This window comes from Metamycoplasma hominis ATCC 23114 (genome assembly GCF_000085865.1).
Classification (GTDB): domain Bacteria; phylum Bacillota_I; class Bacilli_A; order Mycoplasmatales; family Metamycoplasmataceae; genus Metamycoplasma; species Metamycoplasma hominis.
The window spans coordinates 1-25,638 of record NC_013511.1; the positions used below are offsets into that span (position 1 = coordinate 1).

Here is a 25,638-nt window from a genome sequence, read left to right on the forward strand (position 1 = left end):
TTAAGCTGCTTTTGCTGTAAGCTTTGGTTCAACTTTTTGTTTAAAGAATTTTGTTCTTTGGAAATAGTGAACAAATATATGTTGCAATATTAATATAAATGCTCCAACAATTCAATAAATTTGTAGTCCGGCACTAAAGAATGCTCCAAAGATTATAAATACTAATGAAATAATATTTGACATACGATTTTGTTTTTTCATTGCTGCTTTTTGATAAGCATCAACACGTAATGACTTCTTTTTCTTTCAATTTAGAATCTTTGGCATATATTGCGATAGTGCTTGCATACCGACAGATATTAAAATTATTGGTAGATATATGAATTCTTTGTTAGAAAATACCCGGTTTAGTGAGTTTGCTGATAATTGAATTGAATATCAGGTTGCTTGTTTTATTTCAGGAGAGGTATTTATAACTCTAAATACAACAATTAATATTGGCAATGCAATAAACTGAGGCCAAATCTGTGATCAAGGAGAGATTTTTTCTTTCTTATATAATTCACTAATTTCAGCTTGCTTACGTTGCATCATTTGTCTGTCGCCTTTGTAAGCAGCATATTTGGATTCAATTTTGGCTTTCTTTTGGTTGAATTCTTCCATTTTTGCTTGACTAAACAAAGACTTGAATGAAACACCAAATACTACTAAACGAACAATTATAATAACAACTATTAATGCTAATATAATACTTCATCCTGTTGTTCCAAGTCCTTTTATAATTGAGTCCATAAATAAGTATATAGGTTGAACAAATATACCATAAAATGGTCCTTGTGCTCAATATTCTTTGTATGTTGAAATAGGTTTTTGACTCAATATTGCGCTATTATTAAATATTGTGTTTGTTCAATATTCTGAATTGTAATTTGAAGCAGGACTTAGACTTGATTTTCTATATACAAAACTACCGTCATTTGTTTTAGAAGGTAATTTTACATAATTTACATTTGACAAGTATTGTTGGAAAACACTTTTAACAAAAGTAAATAGTTGAAGTAACTTTCTTCCTTCATCTTCGTTGGCTAAAAGAGTTTTATTTTTTGATTTTTGTTCGTAGCTTCTTATAAATTGATTTCATTTTTCAATTATTTGGTTAGCATTTTCGCTACCATTTAATTTTAATGCTTCTTTAAAGATGTTAACCTTATCATCTTTAAAGGTTTTCAAACTTGCTCATTTTTGTAATGTATTTGAAACAAGAATTTGAAAAATATCTCTTAGAACAATTTCATCAACTGATGAACCACCAGTTAACTTTCCTTCTACTATATCATAGTTAAATTCTTTTATTTTTGTTCAATCTGTTGGTATAATGCCATCTTTATCTTTTGGCTTAGTGTCAAATGATAAGGAATTAGGAATTAAAATTTCACTGAATTTAGTTAATGGAGTGTAATTTTTAGTTTTGTAATTTCCTTTTTCATCACCCAAATTAAAGTAAGCATAATTTCCATTTACATTGTAGATGTAGCCACTTTTATCAGATGTTCCTTTTTCTGTTATATTTGTTCAATCTTCATCATGAGAAGATAAAACTTTTGCTTTGTCGTTTTTTGGCATTTGCAATTGCAACCCAAATGAACGAGAACCATATGCACCATAATTAGGATCTCTTTTCCTTAACTCATTAATAGCATTAGGTTCTTTTAAAGCGAGATATGTATTGGCGATAATATTTTTATCATTTATTTTGTTTGGTAAGGTAAAGAAATTACCAGTGCTATCGTATCTATAAGTGACAATATTTGGTGAAATGTCACTCTTTTTAGAATATAGCTCTTGTCCAGAACCGACTTTATTACTTGATTTTACAGTAAATGATTGTACACAACCAACTAAACCGATAGCCAAAAATAATATAACTATGACAATTTTTATTCATTTTCAAACTTTTAACCAAATATTTTTCGGTGTTTTGTTTTCTGGTTGACGAACTCGAAAGTCTTTATAGAATTTAGAGACATCCTTATTTGCCATCAGCGATCCTTTCATAAAGTTTTTTTACTTCTTTAACTTTTTGATTCCAGTCAAGACTCAAGAAGCCTTTGCGAGCAATAATCACAGTTTCGTAATTTAAAGTGCTAAAATCAATGTTTCTTAGAATTGATCTGATTTGATTTTTGTAATGATTTCTCAAAACAGCATTTGCAAATTGCTTAGGGATTGAAATACCCACTTTAAAGAAATCGGATTTGTTAAAATAAATTATTAAATTTTTTGAAACCACTTGATTGTGAGAATCAAGAATTTTCTGAAATTCCCAATTTTTTTTAACAACGTTATTTTTATTTATCATAATTTAAAAATATGCAAGGTATTAGACTTATTTATTGTCTGATACAGTTAATGTATATCTACCTTTTGCACGTCTAGCTGCTAAAACTTTTCTACCATTTTTAGTTTGCATTCTAGCCATAAAACCATGAACTTTAATGTGTTTGCGTTTTTTTGGTTGGTATGTTCTTTTCATAACAATTCTCCTTTGCGTTTTTATATATAAAATAACTTAATTTATTTTACCAAAAATACGACAAAAAAAGTATATAAAATACCTAAGAAAAAAATTTAATATTTTTTATGTTTTTAATGTAAATTAAAAGAAACACAAAATTTAAAGTTAATAACAAAATAAACAAAGAAATTATTTAAATGTTTATTATGTTATTTTAGTATAAAAAACTTCTTATTTTAAAAACAAAAGGCCTAAAAAAAATGTTAATAATTTTGTTAATAATTTGTAAATTAGCATTTATAAGGGCTTATTAATTTATTAATTTTGAATTTTAAAATATAATAGAGGTATGAAAACTACAAATCCCTCTGAATTAGATTTAAAAGCGCATAATATGTCATTTCAAAAAGAATTAGTTAATACTGCAAGTGATCCCTTAATATATGATCAATTCTTGTCGTCATTAGAAATTGTAAAAGAAAATAATAAAATGATTTACATATTAGTTAAAGGACCTGAAGATGTTTTAACATATATTAAGAATAGTCATAATGAAAGTATTAAAAGAGCAATTAAAAACGTTTATGGTGAAGAATATAATTTGGTTTATATTAGAAATTTAGATGAAATTAAAAGTTTGCAAAATAGCAATAATATTGAATCTCCAACTAATTCATTGACTAATAATTCTAAAGAAAATTTTAGCAATATTAAGAAGAATTTAACATTTGATGATTATGCAATAGGAAAATTTAATAATATGGCTTTAAAGGCAGCAAAGGCTATTTGCAATAGTGAAAAGATATTGTTCTCTCCTTTATTTATTCATGCTTCAAGTGGGCTTGGTAAAACACATCTATTACATGCTATCGGAAATGAATTATTAAAACACGGTAGAAGTGCATTATATATAAATCCTGATTCATTGACAAGAAGATTAGTTGAACAATTAAAATCAAAGAATCAAGAACAAATTAATAAAATTATTGATGAATTAATGTCTTATGATTGCCTAATGTTTGATGATGTTCAACAATATGGTAATCGTGATTCTACATTAAATGTCTTATTTAATATTATTGATAATATGATAATGAACGATAAGCAAATAATCTTTTGTGGTGATAAAAAGCCGGATGATTTAGGTGGATTTGAACAAAGATTTATAACTAGATTTAATGGCGGATTAACTGTTGAAATTTTAAAACCAGAGTTAAATGATGTAATTAATATCTTGAAATTTAAGTTGCAAGAAAACGGTATAAATCCGGAACTTTGAGAGGAGGAAAGCTTAAAATTTATTGCTAGAAACTTCTCTTCATCAATAAGAAATATTGAGGGTGCAATTAACAGAATAAAATTATTTCAAGATGGTGACGACGGCTTTTTTACATATGATATTAATACAATAAAATCAATATTTAACAGCATGACTCAAGTTGCTGAGAATATTACCCCCGATAAAATAATTGATGCTGTTTCTAAATACTATAAAATTGACAGAAAAAAAATATTGAGTAATGTAAGAACAAATGATGTGGTTAATGCCCGTAGAATAGCAACATATTTAGTGAATAAAAATTTTAATTATACATTGCAAGAAATAGGCAAGGTTGTAGGAAATCAATCACATTCAAACGTTATTGTTTCGCTTAATTGAATTGAAAAAAATGCTAACAGTAATCCAACGCTTAAATTAGCATTGCAAAAAATAGAAAGCAATCTTAAAAAAATTTCGTAATAGGTAGGTATAGAAATGAAATTAAAAATTGATAAATTGTTATTGGATAATGCAATTGAAAGAGTATCAAAATCCGTGGATGCAAATCCGTTTTTACCAGTCATGAAAGGTATTCTAATTCAAGCAGAGGATAACAAAATAACATTAATTGGTTCAAATGGTGAAACAAGCATAAAGCATGAAATAGAAACATCAATTGATGCCCAAATTGAATTGCCCGGAATTGTATTAGTTGAACTTAGCTTGTTTAAAAATATTATTAAGAAGTTAGATGGCGAAATAGTATTAGAAGTTGTAAATAATATTCTTAAAATAAGTACAAACAACGAAAATTATAATTTAAATATATATGATGTAAATGAATATATTGCAATTGATTTTGCATGTTATGGGGAACAAGTAAAAATTAACTGAAATGACTTTAAATCTTTAGTTCGTGATGTTATTTTTGCTGCTTCAACAAACGAAGTTAGTTTAATCTTGTGTTGTGTCAATATATCGGCAGCCAATAAGAAAATAAAGTTTATAACAACTGACAGATTTAGATATGCCCAAGCAGTTCAAGATATTTCTGAAGATGTAACATTCAATATTTCAATATTAGCTAAAAACTTAAGAGATATTACCAACTTTGATTACAATGGCGACGTTATTTTAAATATTTCTGATCAAAAGATTTCATTTAAATTAGACTCAACAACTATTGAGTCAAAAGTTGTTGATCAATTGTATCAAGATGTTTCAAGAATTGTTCCACAAGAATTTGACACTGAACTTAAAATAACTAAAAAAGAACTAAATAACTTATTGAATAAGGCATCAGTTATTATTAATGAAAACTATAATAAAATTAAGTTGCACATTGTTGATAATGTTTTAACCATTTCATCTGCTAGAGAAGAAATTGCTAATGCTGAAATTAAAACAAATAATTTTTCTTACAACGGTGAAGAATTGAAACTTGCATTAAATAGTAGATTTTTAAAGGATGCTATTTCTGTATATGAAGATAATTTAAATATTTTATTCACAAAAGATAAATTAAGAATAGTCATAAAATCAGATTCTAACCCGAATGTGCTACAATTGATTACGCCACAAAAAGGATTCTAATGGAAATAGAAATTACTGGAGAATTTATTAAATTAAGTCAATTTTTAAAGAAAATTGATGTGTGTCCAACGGGTGGAATGGCAAAATATTTTGTTCAGGTTCATAGAATATTAATTAACGGGAACCTTGCAAACGGAAGAAATGCTAAGATTTATCCCGGCGATACCGTTTGAATAGATGACAATGTTTATTTAATAAAAGGACAAAAATAAAAATATTTTTTATAAATATTATAAAATATTATAATTATTAAGCTTAACAATAACATAAAGGAGAAATCATGCCAGGAAGAGATCAATTAACAGGTCAAAAAGCTCTAAGTGGAAACAAAAGATCACACGCTTTAAACACCGCAAAAAGAACATTTGACTTAAATCTTCAAAAAGTTACTGTTTTAACTGAAACCGGAAGTAAAAAAACAGTTCGTGTAACTGCAAAAAATGCTAGAACACTAAAAAAATATGGTCTAGTTGCATAGTAGTTTTTTATAAAAATAATATGAAGTTGCCTAGGCAACTTTTTATTTTAAAAAAAATTAAGCAGTTGGCTTAATTTTTATTGTTTATAAATTTGAATAAATTAATAGAAATTTCTTTTGTAATTTTTTCAGCTCTTATATTTAAATCTAGTTCATTACTTTTTAAAAAATCAGAAATTTTTTGTTTTAAATTGCTTGGAAAATTATTTAATAAAGTTTTACGCTTGTATTGAAACATTTGTTTAATAAATTTCAAAATCTCAACTTGATTATTTCAAATAAAATCATTATTCTTTATTAGATTTAGTTGAATAACTGCCGAATCAACTTTAGGAGCGGGATTAAATTCTTTTGCCTTAACAGTGAATAAATATTTAGGTTCATAGAGAAGTTGTATTGATGCCGCTAATTTACTATATTGAGAATTGCCTGCTCCACAGCATATTCTATCTGCTACTTCTTTTTGAACCATTAATGTTATTTTATTAATGTTTTTAGCGTTATCTAATAATTTAAAAATTATATCGCTTGTTATATTATAAGGAATGTTTCCGATTACTTCAAAATCAGTATATTTTAATAAATCTGTTTGTAAGAAGTCTTGGTTCAATATTTCAACATTGCTTGAATAATTTTTTTGTAATAAAAATTCGTATAATCTTTTATCAAATTCAATACATACAAGTCTATTTACAACATCTGCCATTTGATCAGTTATTGCGCCCATTCCTGGGCCAATTTCAATAATATTTTTGCCTACAACGTTTGCAGCCTTTACAATCTCTTTTTGAATGTTTTTATTGCTTAAGAAATTTTGGCCCAATGATTTTAATGCTTTAATCATAGATTTTAAAAACCTTTCTAACATTCTTTTTAATTTGTTCAACTAAAACATCAACATCAATTTGTTTTAAATTAGCAATATATTCATATGTGTATTGAACAAAAGGGCTAATGTTGGGTTTTCCTCTCATTGGAGTTGGGGCTAAATAAGGTGTATCAGTTTCACAAAATATTCTATCTAAAGGAATATTTTTTACTGCTTCTTGTAAAGGCTTAGCATTTTTAAAAGTAACAACCCCGCTTATTGAATAATAGATATTTGAATATGTCAAGCATTTATTTAAAAAACTAAGATCCCCACTAAATGAGTGAAATATAAAATTAATGTCTTTATATTGAGGCAAGGTTATTATATCTAAAGAATCATCTAAAGCATCTCTAATGTGCATAATTACTGGTAAATTATGTTCTTTTGCAAAATCTATTTGGGCAATAAATCCTTGTTTTTGAATTTCTTTGCTAGGTGAATCATCATAATGATAATCAAGACCAACTTCCCCAATTGCAACAACATTTGGTTCATATATCTTGTTTAAAATTTCTCTATCTTGCAAACCGTTTGATAATGTTGGATGTATTCCAATAACAGGATAAACAAAATTAACCTTTTTAGCAAGTTCTATTGCTTGTATCGAATCATCTTCGTTTGTTCCACATACAAAAAGTTTTTCCATATTTAGGCTATGTCATTCATTAACTATTTCAAGAGGATCTGAATAGTATTCAGTTGATGGGTGGGTGTGTAAATCGATAAATTTCATTATAGTTCTCCTAATATATCTTTAAAAATATCAATTATTTTTAATTCCCAAATTGCTTTTGATTGCCTATATTCTAAGTTATTATTAGATTCCAAACAATCTGAAATCACCTTGAATGAATAAAATGGTTTGCCAAAAATAAATGATGTATGTGCCAATGAACAACATTCCATATCGCCTAATAAATTATTTGTATTTCAATCTAATATATCTGAATTTATTATGCTTTTATTAATAAAACTGTCACCGGTTATAATATTGGCTTTTTTAAAATTGCTGCAAATTTTTAGATCTTGATTGCAATGAAATACATCTTGCAAACTAGGCAATTGCCCGATTTTATAATTAGGTAAGGCAGTTAAATTAACATCATAATATTTGCAGTTTTGTATGCAATAAATATCTCCAACGCTACCATTGAAAATTGATATAGCAGGTCCAATGTTAATTACTTTTAATATATTGAACTTAGTCAATAAATAACTTAACATTAAAGCAGAATTAGTTTTTCCAACTCCACAATGTGCTAACAAAATTTGTTTATTGTTTCAATTTAATTCATAAAGATTCTGAAAATTATTTTCAAAATCAATTTTTATTTGTTCTAAATGCTTGCTATATTTTAGTCTTAATTGTTCAGTTTCTAGTGGTTCAGCAAAAATAAATAAATAAAATTTCTTTTCCATATATTTTTATTATTATATGCATAAATAAGTAAATAACTTACATTTTTATTGTTAAAACGCAATTAGCAAATAAATTTTGCTTTTAGATAAAGTTTTTAATTGTAAAAAGAATTTATTTTAAAATTAAAATATATGAAAATATTGTTAATCATTATTTTATGTGTTTTAATTATTCCAATTTTCATTGGCGTTATTTGTATATTTTTTATTAAAAAACGCACAATTTTAAAAGAAAAAAACTTCAAAAAAGAATTAGGCGATAAGGGAGAACAAGAAATAATAAAAATATTGCAAACAATGAATACAAAAAATACTTAGTTTAAACAATATTAGGCTGACAGGAGAATGAGGTAAACAAAAACAAATAGATATATTGTAGTATTCTCTAAAGGTATTTTTGTAATAGAAACAAAAAACTGAAAAGGGGTGTTGTCGGCTCAAAAAATAAAAAATATTTGAAGGCAGTTGCTAAGTATGGCGATGACAAAGCGCGAAAATGATCTAAGGATCAATATTTCAAAAAAAGCCCATATTGAAGCATTAAATAGTATACTTTCTAAATCAATAAATTATTACTCAATTATTGTGTTTGTTAATAAAAATAAAATATATTTTAGAAATGATGAGTCGAATGATAAGAAAAAAAGTTATATTTTAAAGAAAAGATATTTTTAATCCATTTAGATGAAGTTTTAAGCACAATATATCGTTGCATTATTCATAAAGCAAAAACTAAAGAAAAATAAAAAGTGCAGTCTAATATAATCCATCCTACCTTTTTTGTATTTCTATTTTTATAAAAAACAGAAATATATATAAGTTTATATTTGCTAAAATTAACAATGAATTAAAAAAACTATTTTTTTAAAAAAATATTTAAAAATGGCTTATAATAATTACGCTATTAAATAAGAGCCACTGCCCAGGTGGCGGAATGGTAGACGCTACGGACTTAAAATCCGTTGGCTGTAATGGCCGTGCTGGTTCAAGTCCAGTCCTGGGCACCATAAATGCGCCCTTAGCTCAGCAGGTAGAGCAAATGGCTTTTAACCATTGGGTCAGAGGTTCGAATCCTCTAGGGCGTACCATTTCAAGAAATTGATCAAGAGAGCGTTGCTCTCTTTTTTATTATTTTTATTTATAAAAAATCAAGTTTATTTTTAAACCTGATTTTTGAATTATTCAACTATTGATTCTAAATATTGAAGTTTATTGTTTTGACTATTGAATTTTATTTTAGCTCCATAAGCAATAATAGTTTTTGGATAACAATGTCCGAAATTAACATTGTAAATTATTGGAATATCAAAAGGAACAACTTCTTTTCAAACTTCTTTATATTCATTATAATAAACACGATTTTGAGGGCATCCGATTAATATTCCTTGAATATTTTTAAATAAGCCAACTTCTTTGAATTTTAGCAACATCTTTTTAAGTAATTGCGGGCTTGGCTTTTCTTCACTTGTTTCAAGAAATAAAACCATATCACATAGTTCATTAGGTTTCAATATTAAATTATATTTTTTAAATATTTCGGCTTCTTCTTTGTTTTTTTCTTCATCTAACCCACTATAAATAGTTTCAATGCAACCACCTCATAAATATCCCTCAAACGATTTCTTTTCATTTAAAAATTCATATTTTGTAATGTTTCTATGTTTCTCTCTTGGTATATTCAATGCTTTTTTTGAAAAATCATTTCGTTCTTCATATCAATATGCACTTGGCTTAATTTCAAATTTAGTTTTATTATCAAATAATCATTTAAATGAGTTTTTAGTATAAGGCAACATTTCTTTGTCAAGTTCAGCAATATCACATAAAATGTTGTGCCCATAAAATGTTTTTAGTCCTAATCTATAAAACATTAAATGGTTAACGGTTGAATCGGAATATCCAATAAAAATTTTAGGATTATTTAAGACTAAATTTTTAAAGTTTTCGTCTTCTAATAAAAATGGAATAGTTTTGTATGTGTCAAATCCACCAATTGCACAAATTATTGCTTTTATATTGACATTGCTAAAAACTTCATTTAAATCCTCAACTTTTAACATAGGATTTTCTTTTAAAACTTTTATTCCTTTAAGTGCGTTTTTAGCAATCATAACGTTAAGTTGAAAATCCAAATTGAGTCTTTTTATTGCCAAATCTAATTGGTGACTAGCAAATTCTTCTCCAATAGTTCCTGCAGATAAGCTTACTATTGCAATGCTATTTTCCTTGCTTAATTTTATTGGTTTGATCATATAGAAATTATATTGAAAAGTTTATTAAATTAAAACAAAAAAATTAGACATACAATTTTGTACAAGTCTAATTTTTAGGGCTAGATTTAATTATTTATTGTTTTGAAAATATTTGAATAATGATTCAATATCTGAAATAAATTTATGTTTATTGATAATTAATTCTTTTATGCCGTCAGGAATAGATATATTGACCTCTTTATCAAGTTCTGCATTATCACTTGCCCCTAAAAAATAAAAGTCTTGGTTTTCTTCATCAACATAACAAATTAAAAACGTGTAATTATTATTTTTTTCTACGTCATCAACAAATAAAGCATTATCAGGTTTTTTATTATCTAAATATTTTTTATAGCTAGTAACTATGTTTTTAGTTTTTTGTTGATTATAATCGTGTTTTGCACTTTTAACTTCAATATATAAATAATTTGTTATTTCACCATTATTTATTTTAAAAACAAAATCAGGATATGAAGACTTAATTTCTCTTTCTTCATCAAAATATTCTAATTTTAAACCATGAAAAACAGGGTTTTTTGTATAAACTTTGACGTTTATTTCATTTTTATATTCACTAATTATTTTCTTTGCTTCGTTAATGAATAATGTTTCGGGATTCGAATCAAAATGATGAAGTCTATCGTTTAAATCTTTATATGCATAATTTTCTGTTTTGTTTAGTTTAACATTATTTTTTTCTATTTGATCAGGGTCAATAAATATTTCATTAGTTTCAGGCAATGTTTTATTGGCTAATATTTTATAAAGTTGGTTTGTTGAATCTATTTTTTCAATATATTGAGCATATTGTAATTTAAATGTATTGAAATATTCTTTTATTAAGATATATCAAAAAATATTTCTTGTTATTGGACTATTGTTTGAATAAATAGAATCATATTTTTCATTTAACGCTTCAATAAGAACTTCGTTGAATATTTTTTTATGCATAAGAAGAAATTTGTTGATAAATAATTCTAATTCAATTGAATTATTTATTCATGAATAAACTCTAATTTTATCTTCAATGTTTCCTTGTTCTCCTATTAATTTCTTGTTGTTTTTAATATATTCTTTATGGTATTTTTTAAAATATTCATCAATCTTTTCTTTAACAATAGAATTTTTAGCTTCTCTAATAAAATCTGCTCCTATTATTGCTTGTTTGATTTTTACTTTATTTATTTGGCCATAAACAAATTTTTCATTTTCAAATTCTCGTTTTAAAATCAATGTTCTTCTTATATTTTCTTTGGTTTGAGCATTTGAATAAATATAGTATCTATTGCCTTCTCTAGAAATTTGATCTTTGTTATAACTTGGATTTGGGAATCTTTTAATTCTTCCTATTGTTTGAATAGACAAACTACTTGATGACACTTTTCTAAGTTGCACAAGCATGCAAGCCCTCGGAATATTTCAACCAGTTGAAGGACCAATTTTAAAAATTATTGCATCAACATTAGAGTCATTTTTTGAAATTTCTTTTAAGTTTATTTTATGATTTTCTTCCTTTATCAAAGAAGAAGATTCCACTTTATCATTTGAAAAGTATTTAACATAACTCAAATTACATTCATTTAATTTTTTAATTATGTTCTCAATGCTTTCTTTAAAATCATCTTTTTCTTTGGCTGTTGATTTTTCACTTGGTTCATTTTCGACTTGAATAAGCATTGCTGGTCTTATATTTTTTAAATCACTATTATTGTTTGCATATTGGATTTGAACTTCTTTAAATGTTTGACATGCTTTATTTAGTAATTCATTATCATCAATTAAATCTTGACTTGAGTCAGCTATACCCTTGTTATAAATTAATTCATCTTTTAACAATTTAATATCATCTTCGGCTAAATCCTTTTCATCAATATAGACAAGTTTATGTGTTCCTTTAGGAGTTGCTGTCATTTTTATTATTAAATTGGCTGCTTTTTGAATTTTATATTCAAATCTAACTTCTTCTTTTTTTAATTTAGATTCATCATGGATTGTATCAATATCTTCAAATTTAAAATTACTTCTACCTTTTATATTTCCACCATGATGCGCTTCATCTCTAATATAAACTAATGTATAGTTTTGATATTTAGTTTGATCAAGAAAGCTTTCAAGCAAACCTTGTTCGGTAAATATTCTATTTTTACCAAATGATGAAACACCAAAGATTATTACTTTATTTTTTTGAGGAATTAAATTATAAGTTGAATCTTTATTTTTTTGAGAATTCAAGGAAGGAGATTCCTTTCTTTCTACTTCATACAAACCATTAATATATCTTTTATATTCATTTAGGTTTGATTCCATTTGAAAAGGCAAATCTGCTGATGAAAGCGTGGCAATAACAAAGACTAATTTGTTTGGTTCACCATTGGCATTATTTTCTTTTATTATTTCATTTATAGTATTAGCCAACATAAAGGTTTTACCGCTACCAGTTGGAGCTTGAAAATCAACTATTTTAGGTTCACTAGATTGAATTGCAATTTTATATTCTTCAAGCAATTGTTTAACTGCTTTTTCTTGTACACTAGTTAGATTCATTGCTATCTTTTCCTTCAATTGGTTTTAAAGCGGTTAAATTTAGTAATATTTCTTGTTCGTTAATTTTATTTACATTCGATAAGTCAAAATCATTCAACATGTTTTTAAAATCTTGTTTAATTATTTCATTATTATTATCAAACGCATCGGTGTTGTAATAATTTACCTCAAAGACGTCAAGGTTTTGATTATATGGTTCATTTTTCTTTATTCAATCGAAGTCTGTTTCACCTTTACTTCCTTTGCCATTGTTAATTCTATAAAGTCTTTCATAGCAAACATTTATACCAATGTTATTTTCATTGTTTGTAACTAATGTGAATGTTCTATTGCCACCATCTTCTTTATTTAAATCTAAAACTGCATGTCCGGTTGTTCCCGAACCTGCAAAAAAGTCAAGAATGCGAGCATCAGGATTAGGATGAATGTTAATTAAATACTTAATTAGTTCGATTGGTTTAGGAAAATCAAAAATATTTTTATCTGAAAAAATACTTTTCATATTTTCACCACCACCTTGGCTATAAATGTTATCTATAATATTTTCATATTGTTGGCCAGCACTAATTTTTACAATTTTTTTTGTTCTTGGATCAAATTTTACAAATTGATATTGCTTTCTAAAGGCTACTCATTCATCATTTGAATTTTTCTTACATTCGATGAATCCTAATTTATTTCCCGCCTTATATGCATCATAGCTTCATGTATAACAGCCCGACTCTGGTTTATATTTATTTACGTGCAACATAAAAGTAGTTCCATCTGGTGCTTCAATTGGATAATCTAGAGATTTCAAATATTGAAAACTACCAGTTGAACTAGGATGGAAAAGTAAGGTCATTTTATAATATCCACGTTCATTAAAAAAAACGTCTTTATTTATATAACCCAATTTCTTTAACCTTTCATCGCTATGAACAATATAATTTAAATTTAAAACATTTATATTTTTTGAATAGCAAAGAATATATTCTGTATTTTTAACAATTCCAAAATTAAAAGTAGTGTTACCTCCGGGTCCCCTCTTTTTTATTCAAGAAAAACATGTTACAAAATTTTCTTCTCCAAAAATTTCGTCCATTAATACTTTTAAATATGCTTGTTCATTATCATCAATTGAAACAAAAATAACACCATCTTCTTTTAAAAGTTGGCGAGCCATTTTTAATCTTTCATTCATCATATTTAGTCAACCTGTACGACTAAATTTGTCTCTATAAATAAATTTAGATGCCTCAACATTATCTTTTTCAGAAAGATTGTTGCCGTCATCTTTTGCACTGTCGGTATTATAAGGAGGATCAATATATATTAAATCGTAATTATAATCCCCCCCCCCCTATTTGTTCTTTTTGTCTTTCTATTACAAGTAGGTTTTTTAATGCATCATAGTTTTCACCAATAATTAAAGTGTTTTTATTAGTATTCAATAAATCATTTGTAAATGATAATTTTTCTTGTTTTTTTAATATTGCAATTTGTTTTGCATCAACACTAGGCGCAACATCAAAAACAAAGCCTGTTTTAACTCTTTGAATCAAAAGTTGAAAAACATTGTCCAAGTTTTCTTTATTTGAATTGTTTGTGTTAACTAAAATTTCTTTTATTAATTTCTTTTGGTCTTGATTTAATAAAAAAGAATTCAAGTTATCTATATCATCTATATAATTTTTTAAATCCTTCATGAGTTGTTCTCCTTGATATACCTAAATTTAAGATTTATATAATAATTTTAAATTATTTGATTACTATTTCTGTAATTTCCGACTTATTTCTTTACTATTTTTTAGTTAAAAAATTAAATTTAATAATTTAATTAACATATTTAACATATTTTTTTAACCTTAAATTTAAATATATTTGTAAAAAAATAAAAAAAATTGAACTTCATTTTAATAAAAGAGTATTATTAATAAAAAGAAACGCAAACATGCGCATATATTTCGATATATGGCATTTTTATTTTATTGCTAAAAAGAAAGGGGGATAATTATGAAAAACAAAGAAATAGATGCTAAACAAGCAAAACAAGAAAGAGCAGAAAAATTATTTGGCCAAACGCCAATAAAAAAAGCAATTTGAATTGTTGCTATTCCAAGTTTGCTTGCTGCAATTATGGCTGGACTATATGGATTTATTGACCAAATTTTTATTTTGAATTTGGTTCCAAAAAATAGAAACATCTTTGGAAATAATGAAAGTGAAATTGTTCAATTTTTAAATCCTGCCTTGCATAGTGGTGGATTTTTTAGTGATTATAAGATAATGATTGAACAATATAATTTACATTCAATTACGAAATTAGCTGAAATTACTCCTAATAGTATTGTTTCAACTGCGTCGGCAGTATTTGGCCCATTAATATTATTTTCTAATGCAATAGTATTTTTAGTACCTGTTGGAGCTTCAATTTATTACACTAAATGTGTAAGTAAGCAACTAAAACGGGCTGGCCAAGATTTATGGGCGACAATGTTTTGGTTTACGGTTGCGCTTTCCTTATTTGCCACGTTAGTATCTTTTGTGTTTATATGAAGTGGATTACTAAATGTATTAGCAGGCGAAACTCATATTGATTATAATATTGCTAGAATAGCCGGCATAGATCCTAATGCTTTGCAAGATTATTACAGTGCTGCATATTCATTAAGCATAAAATGAGCAAAGCAATTTCTATATATTTATGCATCAGGAACAATATTACAAGGATTAACCCTTTATCTATCTTATTTTATAAGAGCAGAAGGCTATAACAGTTATGTAATGATTTGTGCTATAGTTGCAAACGTAATAAATGTTGCTTGTGATGCATTATTTATTATTTGCTTTAAAATGGGAGTTTTGGGCGGCGTCATGGCAACCATTGTAGGTTGAACATTTAACACAATTACTTATTTTGCTTATATTTCAATAAAGATTAAGCAAAATAAATCCTGGTTATCTCTTTCGCACCTATTCAAATTTAAATTTAAAAAAGAATTATTGGGACCAACATTCTTACTTGGTGCAAGTGGATTTTTAAGAATTTTTGGAATAAGTTTTTCATTTTTAATTATGAATATTTTAATTACTAAGACCTCATTTTCAATGCCTGATTATTTCCAATATTATTGAGCAAAAACCCAACCAATTATTATGTTGTTCTTGACATCAATATTTGGTATAAATGATGGCGCTAGAAGCTTATTTACATATAATTATTCACTAAGAAACATGGATAGATGTAAACAAGTATATAAATGAACTATATTGATAGCTATTCTATATTCAGTTCTTGTTTATATATTTATTGCCTTAACATCTAATAATTTGTGAATATGAGTTTTAAACATAGACCCAGATAGAATTGCGGGAACTAGTGTATTTATTAAGGTTATGTCGCTTAGAATAATTGCCGTTTCATTTGTTGTTGTTTCATTGTTAGCATTTCAAGGTTCAAATGATATTGCAAAGTCTATCTTTGCCTCAATATTTGAAAACTTTATTTGCTTTGTAATAATTGTTCCTATTGGATATGGAATTGCTTGAGGAATATTTAATCATGATTCTGCCAACAGAGTAATTTCAAATTGAATCATTATTGCTGTGTTTGTTTTCAACTGTGTATTTGCTTCATCAATATTGATGCTTTATTCATGATGATTTGTCTATAAGAAAATGCCTTATATCGATCAAGCAAAAGTTAGTTGAAGTAGAAGAATTGAACATAAGTTTTTTGAACACGCAGAAAAACAAGAAGAACTATACAATGCTCAAATGCAACAAGAACAAGTTAATGAAAGTAATAATTTAAAGCAATAAAAACTAATAAGAATTTATATAAAAAAACTTGCAAATTTGCAAGTTTTTTATTTCTTATCGTTAAACAATTGCTTTAGTTTTATTGTCTTAAATTTTGTTGTTGGGCTGGGTGTGAATTGTTTTTATTATTATAAGTTTTTACTGCAAAACATAATAATGCAATTAAAATACCTAATTGTGCAAGATTAGCAATTACTGAAAGTCCATATATTGCTATAGCAGTTTTAGCAGCACCTGATAAAAACATTGCTGTAGCAATAATTGCTAAGACAAATGAAATCACAAACAAGGCAACCAATGAAATTGATAATTTTCTTGTTGTTATTTCATTTTTACTTAAGCCGCGAGATCCTGTTTTAAATCCATAAACAACTGTTAAAATAAAAAAGACGATGCTTGCTATTGCTAATAATAATCCAAATACTGGTACAAGCGAACCGCAAATAATATAAATAACATCTATTCCTAATAAGATTGCTGAAAATATTATTAGAAGTTTTGCATTTTCTTTGGTTTTCAAGTTTTTTGAATTATTTTCCATTACTTATTTTCCTTTCGTTTTATATAAAGCGTAATAAATTATATAAAATTCATAATTTTTAAATATTTTAAAAATAAAACATCAAGCGCTTCAAAACTAAATTTCGTTTTAAATTTGTGTTGCTGCTTGATGTTTTTAAATAATTTTGTAATTTTTAGCTTTTATTGTTGATTGTCGGAATTTCAATTTTGAGGCTTTTGAGAGTCGCCACCATAGTTGTTTGTTTCATTATTAACATTATTGTTATTTTTAGCGCAATAGATCTTAACTGCAAAACATAATAATGCAATTAAAACGCCTAATTCTGCAAGGATCAAAATTAAACAAATAATATATAGTGCAAATGTTGATGACTCTAATAAAAATGGATTATATTCATTTGTTGGGTATTCATAATTATATGCGCCAAGTGATAAAGATATTGCTATTATTATTGCAACAATAACTATTGCAATTGCTGCTGCAAACAATGCTATTAATGCAATGGATAATTTTCTTATTATCATTCGATTACTATTTTTTGGTTCACGTGATCCTGTTTTAAATCCATAAACAACTGTTAAAATAAAAAACACAATGCTTGCTATTGCTAATAATAATCCAAATATTGGTACAAGCGAACCACTAATAATATAAATAACATCTATTCCTAATAAGATTGATGAAAATATTATTAGAAGTTTTGCATTTTCTTTAGTTTTTAAGTTATTATTCACTTCATTCTCCTATTTTATAGCTTAGATATTTTTTAATTATATTAAAAATTAGTGTTTTAAAATTCATTTTTTTTAAAAGCATAAAAAAAGTTTGCAAATATTATTGCAAACTTCTTATTTATGAATTAATTATTTGTTTGTAATTCAATAACATTATTATTTGAAACTGTTAATAAGGCAACGTCACCTTCAACTAAATTTCCTTTTATGATTTCCATTGCTAATTTGTTTTCAATGTTTTTTTGAATATATCTTTTAATTGGACGAGCGCCAAAAGCGGAATCGTAAGCGTTATCAGCAACGAATTTAACTATTTTATCATCAAAATTAATTACTAAATTATGGTTATTAATAACTCTTTTCTTTAGTTTTGATAATTCTAGTTTTACAATGTCGCAAACAACGGCAGGGCTTAATGGGTTGAATGGTACTATTTCATCGATTCTATTAATAAATTCTGGTCTAAAACTTCTTAATAATAATGCCCTTACCCCATCAATGGTTAAACTCTTATTTATAATTTCACTACTTCCAATGTTTGAAGTCATGATAATTATTGTGTTTTTAAAGTTTACTACCCTTCCTGTACTATCTGTTAAGGTACCATTGTCCAATATTTGTAACAATATATTTAAAACATCTGAATTTGCTTTTTCAATTTCATCAAATAAAACTATTGAGTAAGGATTTTGTCTAATTTTTTCAGTTAGTTGTCCCCCGTTATCATAACCAATATAACCTGGAGGCGATCCAATTAATTTTGACACGCTGTGTTTTTCCATATATTCAGACATGTCTAATCTTACAATGTGATTTTCATCATCAAACAAGGCTTCTGCTAAACTTTTTGCAAGTTCAGTTTTACCAACACCAGTTGGTCCTAAAAATAGGAACGAACCAATTGGTCTATTTGGGTCATTGATGTTTGCTTTAGAACGCTTGATTGCATCAGAGATTAGTTCAATTGCTTGATCTTGACCTTTCACTCTCTTTTTTAATGTTTCAGACAAATTCAAAATTTTTTGTTTTTGGTTTTCTAGTAATCTATTAATTGGAATATTTGTTCATTTTGAAACAATATCTGCAACTTCTTCAGCATCAACAACTTCCTTGATTAAACGATTTTTCCTTGATTGTATTTTTTGTTCCAATTCATCTCTAGTTTTAATTAATTCAGGAACTAAAACATACATAATTTTAGAAGCTTCGACATATTTTCCTTCACTTTGTAGTAAAGGCAATTTTCTATTCAATTCTTCAATGTTTTCTTTAATTGAAGAAAATTTTTGAATATCTTCTTTTTCTTGCTTCCAGCGTTTTTCAAGGTCAACTTTTTGCAATTTTAAGGTATTTAGTTCTTTATCTATTTCTAAAATTCTTTCTTTATTTTTAATGGCTGTTTGCTTTGTTTCACTATCATTTGTTAGAGCAGCTTTTTCAATTTCTAATCTAGCAATTTGATAATTAATTTTTTCTAGAGGTTCAGGCAAATAGTTCATTTCAGTTTTTATATTTGATGCTGCTTCATCAATTAAATCTATTGCTTTATCAGGCAAAAATCTATCTGCAATATATCTTGCTGATAAATTTGCTGCCGAAACTATAGCAGAGTCGTCAATTTTAACTTCATGATATGCTTCAAATCTTTCTTTTATACCACGCAATATAGTAATGGTATCTTCAATTGAAGGTTCTGAAATTAAAATTTTTTGCATTCTTCTTTCAAGGGCCGGATCTTTTTCAATATATTTTCTATATTCATCCAATGTTGTTGCCCCAATTAGATGCAATTGTCCTCTTGCCATCATAGGTTTCAATATATTCGCCGCATCCATATTGCTATCGCCAGTTCCTCCGGCGCCAATTATCATATGAATTTCATCAATGAAAAGAATGATTTCACCATTTGCTTCATCAATCTTTTTCAATACTTTTTTTAGTCTTTCTTCAAATTGACCACGATATTGTGTTCCGGCAACCAATGCAGGTAAATCAATTTCAATTAATTGTTTACCTTTTAGGTTTTCTGGAACTTGATTTTCAACAATTTTCCTTGCTAGGCCTTCAACAATTGCTGTTTTACCTACGCCGGGTTCGCCAACTAAAACGGGATTATTTTTAGTTTTTCTTGACAAAATTCTAACTAGTGATCTTATTTCTTCATCACGGTTTATAACAGGTTCTAGTTTGTTCTGCGTAGCTAACTCAGTTAAGTTTCGACCAAATTCCTTCAAGGGATCTTTTTCTTGTTCATAAGGTGTATAACTTGCTTCCATATATTGTCCTCCTTTTACAATAAAAAATTATACTACAAAAATTAGCACTGTGTTAAAAAGAGTGCTAATTTTTTAATTGATATGTTGCCCATAAAAAAATTTGCTATTAAAATAATTTTATTTTTTTATAAAAAAATATTTTAGTGAAACATTATGTTTTTTTATTCTATAATTAATCCGGTTATTTCGTAACCGATTGAGTTAAGATGAAAGACATTATAAATAAACGATTTTGATTTCTATTTTTATTTATAAATGTTGCTACGCTTTGCATTTTTTTAGGAATTGCTTATCTAAACTGAGCTCTACTAACAGGATATTTGGTAGGAGTAATCAGTTTTCTTATTTTTTTAAGTGGCTTACATTTAGTATTTAAAAAAATGAATGATTGAAAAGAAAACGCTAGTATTAAAAAAAACAAGAACCTCGCAGTTATTATTTTTTTAATTTTAAATTTTCTTGCTTTATTGATTATTGCCTTATTTGTAATCTTTAACTTACTTTATAAAAACAAACATTCAAATGCAAATGTTGCATTTGTACCTTTTAACGTAATCACAATGGCTATTCCATATACATTATTTAGTTTACAAATAATAGTTATGGAATTAATTAAAAAAATTACCACTAAAAGGAATTTAAAGAGAAGGGAGGAAAATGGATAGAATTTTACGTCTTCATTGATTTGGTGGTCCAGTTAACCCTGGCGAAGTAAGCAGCTTCAATGACAACCAATTATTTACTTTAATTATTTTAGTTGCTTTAATTTTTATTATTTCAATACTAATTTTTGTAGCAATAAAAAGACAAAAAGTTGATAAAGCACCTAATACAGTTGTATTAATGGTTGAAAGTATAATAAAAAACAGTGATGAATTTATTTCTGAAACCCATGGCAATAAATTTGACAAAATGAATCCTTATTTTATTTCATTATTTGCCTTCTTGATTTTAGGAAATATGCTTTCATTAGTTGGTTTAGCCCCAATTGGAACTGGTTTGTCAGCAATTTTTGCTGCCACTGTTATAAGTTGACTTGGAACACACATCATTGGATTCATATATAAAAAATTTAAGTATTTATTTAAAATTCTTAATCCCTTAGAAGCATCATCAAACTTTTCACCATTAATAAGTTTAACTTTCCGTATGTATGGAAACATACTTGGAGGAGTTGTATTGGTTGCACTAGTAAGTTTATTCTTAAATAATATTTGAACCAAAATTATTGGCGCTAACTTAGAATCACCTTCAGCTGAGTTAAACCCTATTGGGTTATTGATCTTGCCAGCATTTAATTTATATTTTGATATTTTTGATAGTTTCATTCAAGCATTTGTATTTATGATTTTAACAATTTCATATTGAATGCAATCTGCTGAAGAAGATATAAAAGAAAAACATAAAGACAAAATAAAAGAATGAAAACAAGAAATCTTAAAAAATAAACAAAATAAAAATAATATAGATAATAAAAATAATGAAACCTCAGTAGTAGAGGCAACTATTTAGGAAAGGAAAAAAAATGGATAAATTAGAAAATATTGTTAATGCATTCAATACAGCATCAGCAGGTGTTAATAGTAAAGAAGCAGGAGTGAACTACCCTCTAGCATATGGTTTAACAATGTTAGGAGCAGGTATTGCTGTTCTTGGCTCAGGTTTAGTTTCTATTGGTCAAGGTTTAGCCGTTGCTAAAGCCTGTGAAGCTGTTGGAAGAAATCCAGAAGCACTTTCAAAAATTCGTACATTGTTAATTTTGGGTTTAGGTATTGTTGAAACCGGATCTATTTATTGTTTAGTTATTTCATTATTGCTAATCTTCGTTTAAAAATATGTTTCAAAATTTTGCAAATTTATTAAGCCAATCGCAAAATGCAATTGCAGCAGCTAAGCCATCTGCTTCTGCTAAAATTGCAGAAGAACTAAACAAAACTTTTAATGGTTTAACATTTAATTGACCATTCTTTGTTTTTTCATTAATAAGCTTAGGCCTAGTTGTTTTGATTATTACTTTATTGGTTTATAAACCCATAAAGAAATTAATTAAAAACCGCCAAGAACTTATTCAAAAAAATATTGATACTTCAATATTAGCAAAAGAAAATGCTTTAAAAGTTCAAGAAGAAAATGATAAAAAAATTATTGAAGCTAATAATCAAGCAGCTTTAATAATTAATCATGCTAAATCAGAAAGTGAAAGAATTGTCAACGCAAGCACGATTGCTGCTAAAAAACAATCTGAACTCTTATTAGATCAAGCACAAATTTTGATTAATAAAAAGCAATCTGAGCTAGAACAAGCGCAAAAGAAAATAATAGTAGAAAATGCTGTTGAATTAGCCAAGAAAATTATTGGCCGTGAAATTAGAAATGAAGATAACATTAAATTAATTAATGAAGTCTTAGAAGATTAATATGCAAGATTTTAATGAAATCATTTATAACTGAGCATATGCAATATATGATCTTACAAATGAAAACAAAAATTTGGCATTAGTTTCTAATGAAGCTGCTGAAATTACAAGACTTTTAAAGAAAAATAAAGATTATTTGTATGTTTTAAATTCTTATGATATTGACGAAAATGAAAAATATCGTCTAATTGATGAAGCATTTTCAAAATACAATTTTTATTTAGTAAATACTCTTAAATTAGCAGCTAAGCAACATGTGATTAAATACATTATTGTAATATTAACAAAATTTGTTGAACTTTCAAATGAAAAAAGAAACATTAAATACGGGTTTGTTTATACAATATCGCCTTTATCTGAAAGAGAATTAAAAAGATTAGAAGTAAAACTTTCAAACGAGTTAAAGGCTAATATTCATTTAACAAATGAAATTGATCCCAAATTAATAGCGGGAATCAAAATAAAAGTTGACGATTATTTAATCGATAATTCAATAGTCAACAAATTAAATGACTTTAAAAAAGTCGTAGAAAATAATTAAGGAGGGAGGAATATGTCATTAGAACCAAATGATTTGTCAGCAATCATTAAGGCGCAAATAAAACACTTTAATGAAGACATATCTAAACAAGAAATAGGCCGTGTAATAACAGTTGGTGATGGTATTGCCTTAGTAAGTGGCTTGAGCAATGTAGAATATGGCGAATTGGTAAAATTCGAATCCGGCGTTATTGGAATGGCCTTGAATCTTGAAGAAGATTTAGTTGGTATAGTTGTCATGGGTGATGACCGTAACATTGTTGAAAATAGTACAGTTTATCGTACTAAACAAGTTATATCAACACCTGTTGGTAACCATTTATCTGGCCGTGTGTTAGATGCACTTGCTAACCCAATTGATGGAAAAGGTCCAATTCAATATGAATATACTAGACCAATTTTTAAGATTGCACCTGGTGTTATGACTAGAAAAGAAGTTAATCAACCACTTGAAACCGGGATTTTAGCAATTGATGCTATGATTCCTATTGGTAAAGGTCAACGTGAATTGATTATTGGCGATAGACAAACAGGTAAGACCGCTATAGCCATTGATGCAATTTTAAATCAAAAAGGTCGCAACGTTTATTGTATTTATGTTGCTGTAGGTCAAAAGAATTCAACTATTGCACAAATAGTTGATCAATTAGCAAAACATGATGCATTAAAATATACAACAATTATTTCTGCATCAGCATCAGACAGTGCTCCTTTACAATATATTGCACCATATACAGGAATTACTATTGCCGAAGAATGAATGGCAAGAGGTAAAGATGTTTTAATTATATATGACGATTTGTCAAAGCATGCTGTTGCATATCGTACATTATCATTACTATTAAGAAGACCACCTGGACGTGAAGCTTATCCTGGAGACGTCTTTTATATTCACTCACAACTTCTAGAACGTGCAGCTAGAGTAAATTCTGATTATGGAGGCGGTTCAATTACTGCTTTGCCAATTATTGAAACTCAAGCTGAAGATATTGCAGCATATATTCCAACAAATGTTATTTCAATAACTGATGGTCAAATCTTTACTAAGGAAGCATTGTTTAACTCTGGCCAACGTCCTGCTATTGATATTGGTTATTCAGTTAGCCGTGTTGGATCAGCAGCACAAACAAAATTAACAAAAAAGGTTGTATCAAGTCTAAAATTGGAATTAGCACAATACAATGAAATGTTAGCATTTGCTCAATTTGGTAGTGATCTAGACCAAGCAACTAGAACTGTTTTGGATCACGGTGCTAAAGTGTATGAATTATTGAAACAACCTCAATATTCTCCATATTCTTCAATAGAACAAATAATTATTCTATTTTGCACAAAATATCGTTTAATAAATGTAATTCCAAAAGAACAAATATTAAAATATAAAACTGATATTTTAAATTACTTTAGAACTAATCCTAATGCTATTAATACATTAAGAGCCGTTTCTGAAGCAAATGATTGAACTAACGAATTAGTTGAAAAACTATATAATGAAATAATTAGCTTTAATGAATTATTTGTTAAAACTATTCCATTATATAATAAAGATTTATATCAACCAGTACCTGAATTACCATGGAAAGTTTGCAAAAAATAAAACATAGAATTAATTCGGTTAATTCAACTAAAAAAATTACCAAAGCAATGGAGCTAGTTGCAACTGCTAAGTTTGCTAAAATTAAAAATCAATTTGAAAATATCAATAATTATTATCAAAGTGTTGAAAGAGTTTTTTTAAACTTAATTAAAAATTCTGATCAAAATATTGATGAATTATTGAACAGTGCTTCTTGAAAATTCAAAAGCAAAAGAAATTTATATATTGTATTTGGCAGTGATTTAGGACTATGTGGCCCATACAATTCAGAAATGTATAAAAAAATTACTCAAACTGTTGGAAAAGAAGATATCCTAATAGTAGTTGGTAGCAAATTATTGAGTTTAATTCAAAAAGATAATAGCCATCATATTATTCAAATATTAACTCAAATTGGTGACAATCCAAGTTACGAAATCGCTCAAATATTGTCAAATAAGATTTATCATGTTTTAGAAATATCATGGCTAAAATCTATTAAACTTATTTATACTCAATACATTAATCCAATAAAATCTGAACCAATAGTAAAAGAAATTTTTCCAATTTCTATTGATACACTATCAAATAATGATAACAATTTAGCAGGGGAAGAAAGTTCAAAAAGTATTGATCCTTCTTGCTTTGAACCAAACCCTACTGTAATATTGCAAAATTCATTTTCAATATTCTTTGAAGCCTCTATATACAATGCCTTAGCAAATGCTAAGCTTGCAGAAATGAGTCAAAGAAGAACAGCAATGGAACAAGCAAGTGATAATGCACAAGATCTAATTAATGAATTAAATGTTCAATACAATAGTTCTCGTCAAGCAAAAATTACACAAGAAATTACTGAAATAATTAATGGATCAAATTAAAAAGAAAGGAGTAA

Annotated in this window: 27 protein-coding genes and 2 tRNA genes; 16 read left to right on the top strand and 13 right to left on the bottom strand. The window is 26.9% G+C overall.

Annotated features, from left to right (window positions below):
• From yidC to rpmH, 3 genes are read right to left on the bottom strand one after another with little or no spacing between them, the layout of a single operon-like run.
• Complete coding sequence (yidC, locus tag MHO_RS00005) at window positions 1-1,980, bottom strand: membrane protein insertase YidC (protein WP_041359561.1); 1,980 nt, start codon at window positions 1,978-1,980, stop codon at window positions 1-3.
• Window positions 1,970-2,299: a ribonuclease P protein component gene (rnpA, locus tag MHO_RS00010; RefSeq protein WP_012855283.1), complete on the bottom strand. Its 330-nt coding sequence runs from the start codon at window positions 2,297-2,299 to the stop codon at window positions 1,970-1,972. The genes yidC and rnpA overlap by 11 nt, the downstream gene beginning before the upstream one ends.
• 27 nt (window positions 2,300-2,326) lie before the next feature.
• A complete protein-coding gene (rpmH, locus tag MHO_RS00015; RefSeq protein ID WP_012855284.1) occupies window positions 2,327-2,473 on the bottom strand; it encodes a 50S ribosomal protein L34 in 147 nt (48 codons plus the stop codon).
• Window positions 2,474-2,804: 331 nt separating this feature from the next.
• Here rpmH and dnaA point away from each other — a divergent pair, with 331 nt between their 5' ends.
• The 4 genes from dnaA to rpmB all read left to right on the top strand — a co-directional run bounded on the left by dnaA (window position 2,805) and on the right by rpmB (window position 5,787).
• Complete coding sequence (dnaA, locus tag MHO_RS00020; RefSeq protein WP_012855285.1) at window positions 2,805-4,196, top strand: chromosomal replication initiator protein DnaA; 1,392 nt, start codon at window positions 2,805-2,807, stop codon at window positions 4,194-4,196.
• A gap of 15 nt (window positions 4,197-4,211) precedes the next feature.
• Window positions 4,212-5,309, top strand: a complete 1,098-nt coding sequence (gene dnaN / locus MHO_RS05045; protein ID WP_012855286.1) for a DNA polymerase III subunit beta — start codon at window positions 4,212-4,214, stop codon at window positions 5,307-5,309.
• The gene (locus tag MHO_RS00030) at window positions 5,309-5,521 is read left to right on the top strand and encodes an RNA-binding S4 domain-containing protein (RefSeq protein ID WP_012855287.1); all 213 of its coding nucleotides are present in this window, start codon (window positions 5,309-5,311) and stop codon (window positions 5,519-5,521) included. The genes dnaN and MHO_RS00030 overlap by 1 nt, the downstream gene beginning before the upstream one ends.
• A 68-nt stretch (window positions 5,522-5,589) precedes the next feature.
• The gene (gene rpmB, locus MHO_RS00035; RefSeq protein ID WP_012855288.1) at window positions 5,590-5,787 is read left to right on the top strand and encodes a 50S ribosomal protein L28; all 198 of its coding nucleotides are present in this window, start codon (window positions 5,590-5,592) and stop codon (window positions 5,785-5,787) included.
• Between the two features lie 70 nt (window positions 5,788-5,857).
• Here the strand turns inward: rpmB and rsmA are convergent, their stop codons facing one another.
• The 3 genes from rsmA to MHO_RS05055 are packed head-to-tail and all read right to left on the bottom strand — an operon-like array spanning window position 5,858 to window position 8,077.
• On the bottom strand, window positions 5,858-6,655 hold the full coding sequence (gene rsmA / locus MHO_RS05050; protein WP_232500347.1) for a 16S rRNA (adenine(1518)-N(6)/adenine(1519)-N(6))-dimethyltransferase RsmA: 798 nt from the start codon (window positions 6,653-6,655) through the stop codon (window positions 5,858-5,860).
• Entirely contained in the window at window positions 6,624-7,391 is a 768-nt protein-coding gene (locus MHO_RS00045; protein WP_012855290.1) for a TatD family hydrolase, read from the bottom strand. Before MHO_RS00045 ends, rsmA begins: the two co-directional genes overlap by 32 nt.
• Window positions 7,391-8,077, bottom strand: a complete 687-nt coding sequence (locus MHO_RS05055) for a 5'-methylthioadenosine/S-adenosylhomocysteine nucleosidase (protein ID WP_012855291.1) — start codon at window positions 8,075-8,077, stop codon at window positions 7,391-7,393. The genes MHO_RS00045 and MHO_RS05055 overlap by 1 nt, the downstream gene beginning before the upstream one ends.
• A gap of 132 nt (window positions 8,078-8,209) precedes the next feature.
• On the opposite strand from MHO_RS05055, the gene MHO_RS05060 reads away from it, so the two are divergent.
• The 4 genes from MHO_RS05060 (at window position 8,210) to MHO_RS00070 (ending at window position 9,165) form a co-directional block, all read left to right on the top strand.
• A complete protein-coding gene (locus tag MHO_RS05060; RefSeq protein ID WP_041359570.1) occupies window positions 8,210-8,395 on the top strand; it encodes a hypothetical protein in 186 nt (61 codons plus the stop codon).
• A 162-nt stretch (window positions 8,396-8,557) separates the two neighbouring features.
• Entirely contained in the window at window positions 8,558-8,752 is a 195-nt protein-coding gene (locus MHO_RS05065) for a hypothetical protein (protein WP_143763813.1), read from the top strand.
• Between the two features lie 245 nt (window positions 8,753-8,997).
• Window positions 8,998-9,084, top strand: a tRNA-Leu gene (locus tag MHO_RS00065).
• A gap of 5 nt (window positions 9,085-9,089) precedes the next feature.
• Window positions 9,090-9,165: transfer RNA gene (locus tag MHO_RS00070), tRNA-Lys, on the top strand.
• A 90-nt stretch (window positions 9,166-9,255) separates the two neighbouring features.
• Here MHO_RS00070 and MHO_RS00075 read toward each other — a convergent pair.
• The 4 genes from MHO_RS00075 to MHO_RS03200 all read right to left on the bottom strand — a co-directional run bounded on the left by MHO_RS00075 (window position 9,256) and on the right by MHO_RS03200 (window position 14,561).
• The gene (locus MHO_RS00075; RefSeq protein WP_012855292.1) at window positions 9,256-10,329 is read right to left on the bottom strand and encodes a S66 family peptidase; all 1,074 of its coding nucleotides are present in this window, start codon (window positions 10,327-10,329) and stop codon (window positions 9,256-9,258) included.
• A gap of 90 nt (window positions 10,330-10,419) precedes the next feature.
• Complete coding sequence (locus tag MHO_RS05070; protein WP_012855293.1) at window positions 10,420-12,873, bottom strand: DEAD/DEAH box helicase family protein; 2,454 nt, start codon at window positions 12,871-12,873, stop codon at window positions 10,420-10,422.
• Complete coding sequence (locus MHO_RS00085) at window positions 12,860-14,191, bottom strand: DNA methyltransferase (protein WP_143763814.1); 1,332 nt, start codon at window positions 14,189-14,191, stop codon at window positions 12,860-12,862. Before MHO_RS00085 ends, MHO_RS05070 begins: the two co-directional genes overlap by 14 nt.
• Before the next feature lie 7 nt (window positions 14,192-14,198).
• Window positions 14,199-14,561: a hypothetical protein gene (locus tag MHO_RS03200; protein ID WP_041359577.1), complete on the bottom strand. Its 363-nt coding sequence runs from the start codon at window positions 14,559-14,561 to the stop codon at window positions 14,199-14,201.
• Window positions 14,562-14,868: 307 nt separating this feature from the next.
• Between MHO_RS03200 and MHO_RS05075 the strand changes: the two genes are divergently transcribed.
• Window positions 14,869-16,677, top strand: coding sequence for an MATE family efflux transporter (locus tag MHO_RS05075; protein WP_012855294.1), 1,809 nt, complete (start codon window positions 14,869-14,871; stop codon window positions 16,675-16,677).
• A gap of 79 nt (window positions 16,678-16,756) precedes the next feature.
• Here the strand turns inward: MHO_RS05075 and MHO_RS00100 are convergent, their stop codons facing one another.
• The 3 genes from MHO_RS00100 to MHO_RS00110 form a co-directional block, all read right to left on the bottom strand.
• Window positions 16,757-17,218 carry a Got1/Sft2-like family vesicle transport protein gene (locus MHO_RS00100; protein ID WP_012855295.1) on the bottom strand — a complete coding sequence of 154 codons (462 nt, stop codon included), beginning with the start codon at window positions 17,216-17,218 and terminating at the stop codon, window positions 16,757-16,759.
• Between the two features lie 161 nt (window positions 17,219-17,379).
• A complete protein-coding gene (locus MHO_RS00105; protein ID WP_012855296.1) occupies window positions 17,380-17,934 on the bottom strand; it encodes a hypothetical protein in 555 nt (184 codons plus the stop codon).
• Window positions 17,935-18,059: 125 nt separating this feature from the next.
• On the bottom strand, window positions 18,060-20,210 hold the full coding sequence (locus MHO_RS00110; RefSeq protein ID WP_012855297.1) for an ATP-dependent Clp protease ATP-binding subunit: 2,151 nt from the start codon (window positions 20,208-20,210) through the stop codon (window positions 18,060-18,062).
• 206 nt (window positions 20,211-20,416) lie between these two features.
• Between MHO_RS00110 and MHO_RS05080 the strand changes: the two genes are divergently transcribed.
• The 7 genes from MHO_RS05080 to atpG are packed head-to-tail and all read left to right on the top strand — an operon-like array spanning window position 20,417 to window position 25,624.
• Window positions 20,417-20,875 (top strand): hypothetical protein, encoded by a 459-nt coding sequence (locus MHO_RS05080; protein WP_012855298.1) that lies wholly within the window; start codon window positions 20,417-20,419, stop codon window positions 20,873-20,875.
• Entirely contained in the window at window positions 20,868-21,722 is an 855-nt protein-coding gene (locus MHO_RS05085; RefSeq protein ID WP_012855299.1) for a F0F1 ATP synthase subunit A, read from the top strand. Before MHO_RS05080 ends, MHO_RS05085 begins: the two co-directional genes overlap by 8 nt.
• A gap of 13 nt (window positions 21,723-21,735) precedes the next feature.
• Window positions 21,736-22,041 (top strand): ATP synthase F0 subunit C, encoded by a 306-nt coding sequence (atpE, locus tag MHO_RS00125; protein WP_012855300.1) that lies wholly within the window; start codon window positions 21,736-21,738, stop codon window positions 22,039-22,041.
• 4 nt (window positions 22,042-22,045) lie between these two features.
• Window positions 22,046-22,627 (top strand): F0F1 ATP synthase subunit B family protein, encoded by a 582-nt coding sequence (locus tag MHO_RS00130; RefSeq protein WP_012855301.1) that lies wholly within the window; start codon window positions 22,046-22,048, stop codon window positions 22,625-22,627.
• Between the two features lies 1 nt (window position 22,628).
• Complete coding sequence (locus tag MHO_RS00135; RefSeq protein WP_012855302.1) at window positions 22,629-23,168, top strand: F0F1 ATP synthase subunit delta; 540 nt, start codon at window positions 22,629-22,631, stop codon at window positions 23,166-23,168.
• Between the two features lie 12 nt (window positions 23,169-23,180).
• Complete coding sequence (atpA, locus tag MHO_RS00140) at window positions 23,181-24,764, top strand: F0F1 ATP synthase subunit alpha (RefSeq protein ID WP_012855303.1); 1,584 nt, start codon at window positions 23,181-23,183, stop codon at window positions 24,762-24,764.
• The gene (gene atpG / locus MHO_RS00145) at window positions 24,743-25,624 is read left to right on the top strand and encodes an ATP synthase F1 subunit gamma (RefSeq protein ID WP_012855304.1); all 882 of its coding nucleotides are present in this window, start codon (window positions 24,743-24,745) and stop codon (window positions 25,622-25,624) included. The genes atpA and atpG overlap by 22 nt, the downstream gene beginning before the upstream one ends.
• Window positions 25,625-25,638: the final 14 nt, after the last annotated feature.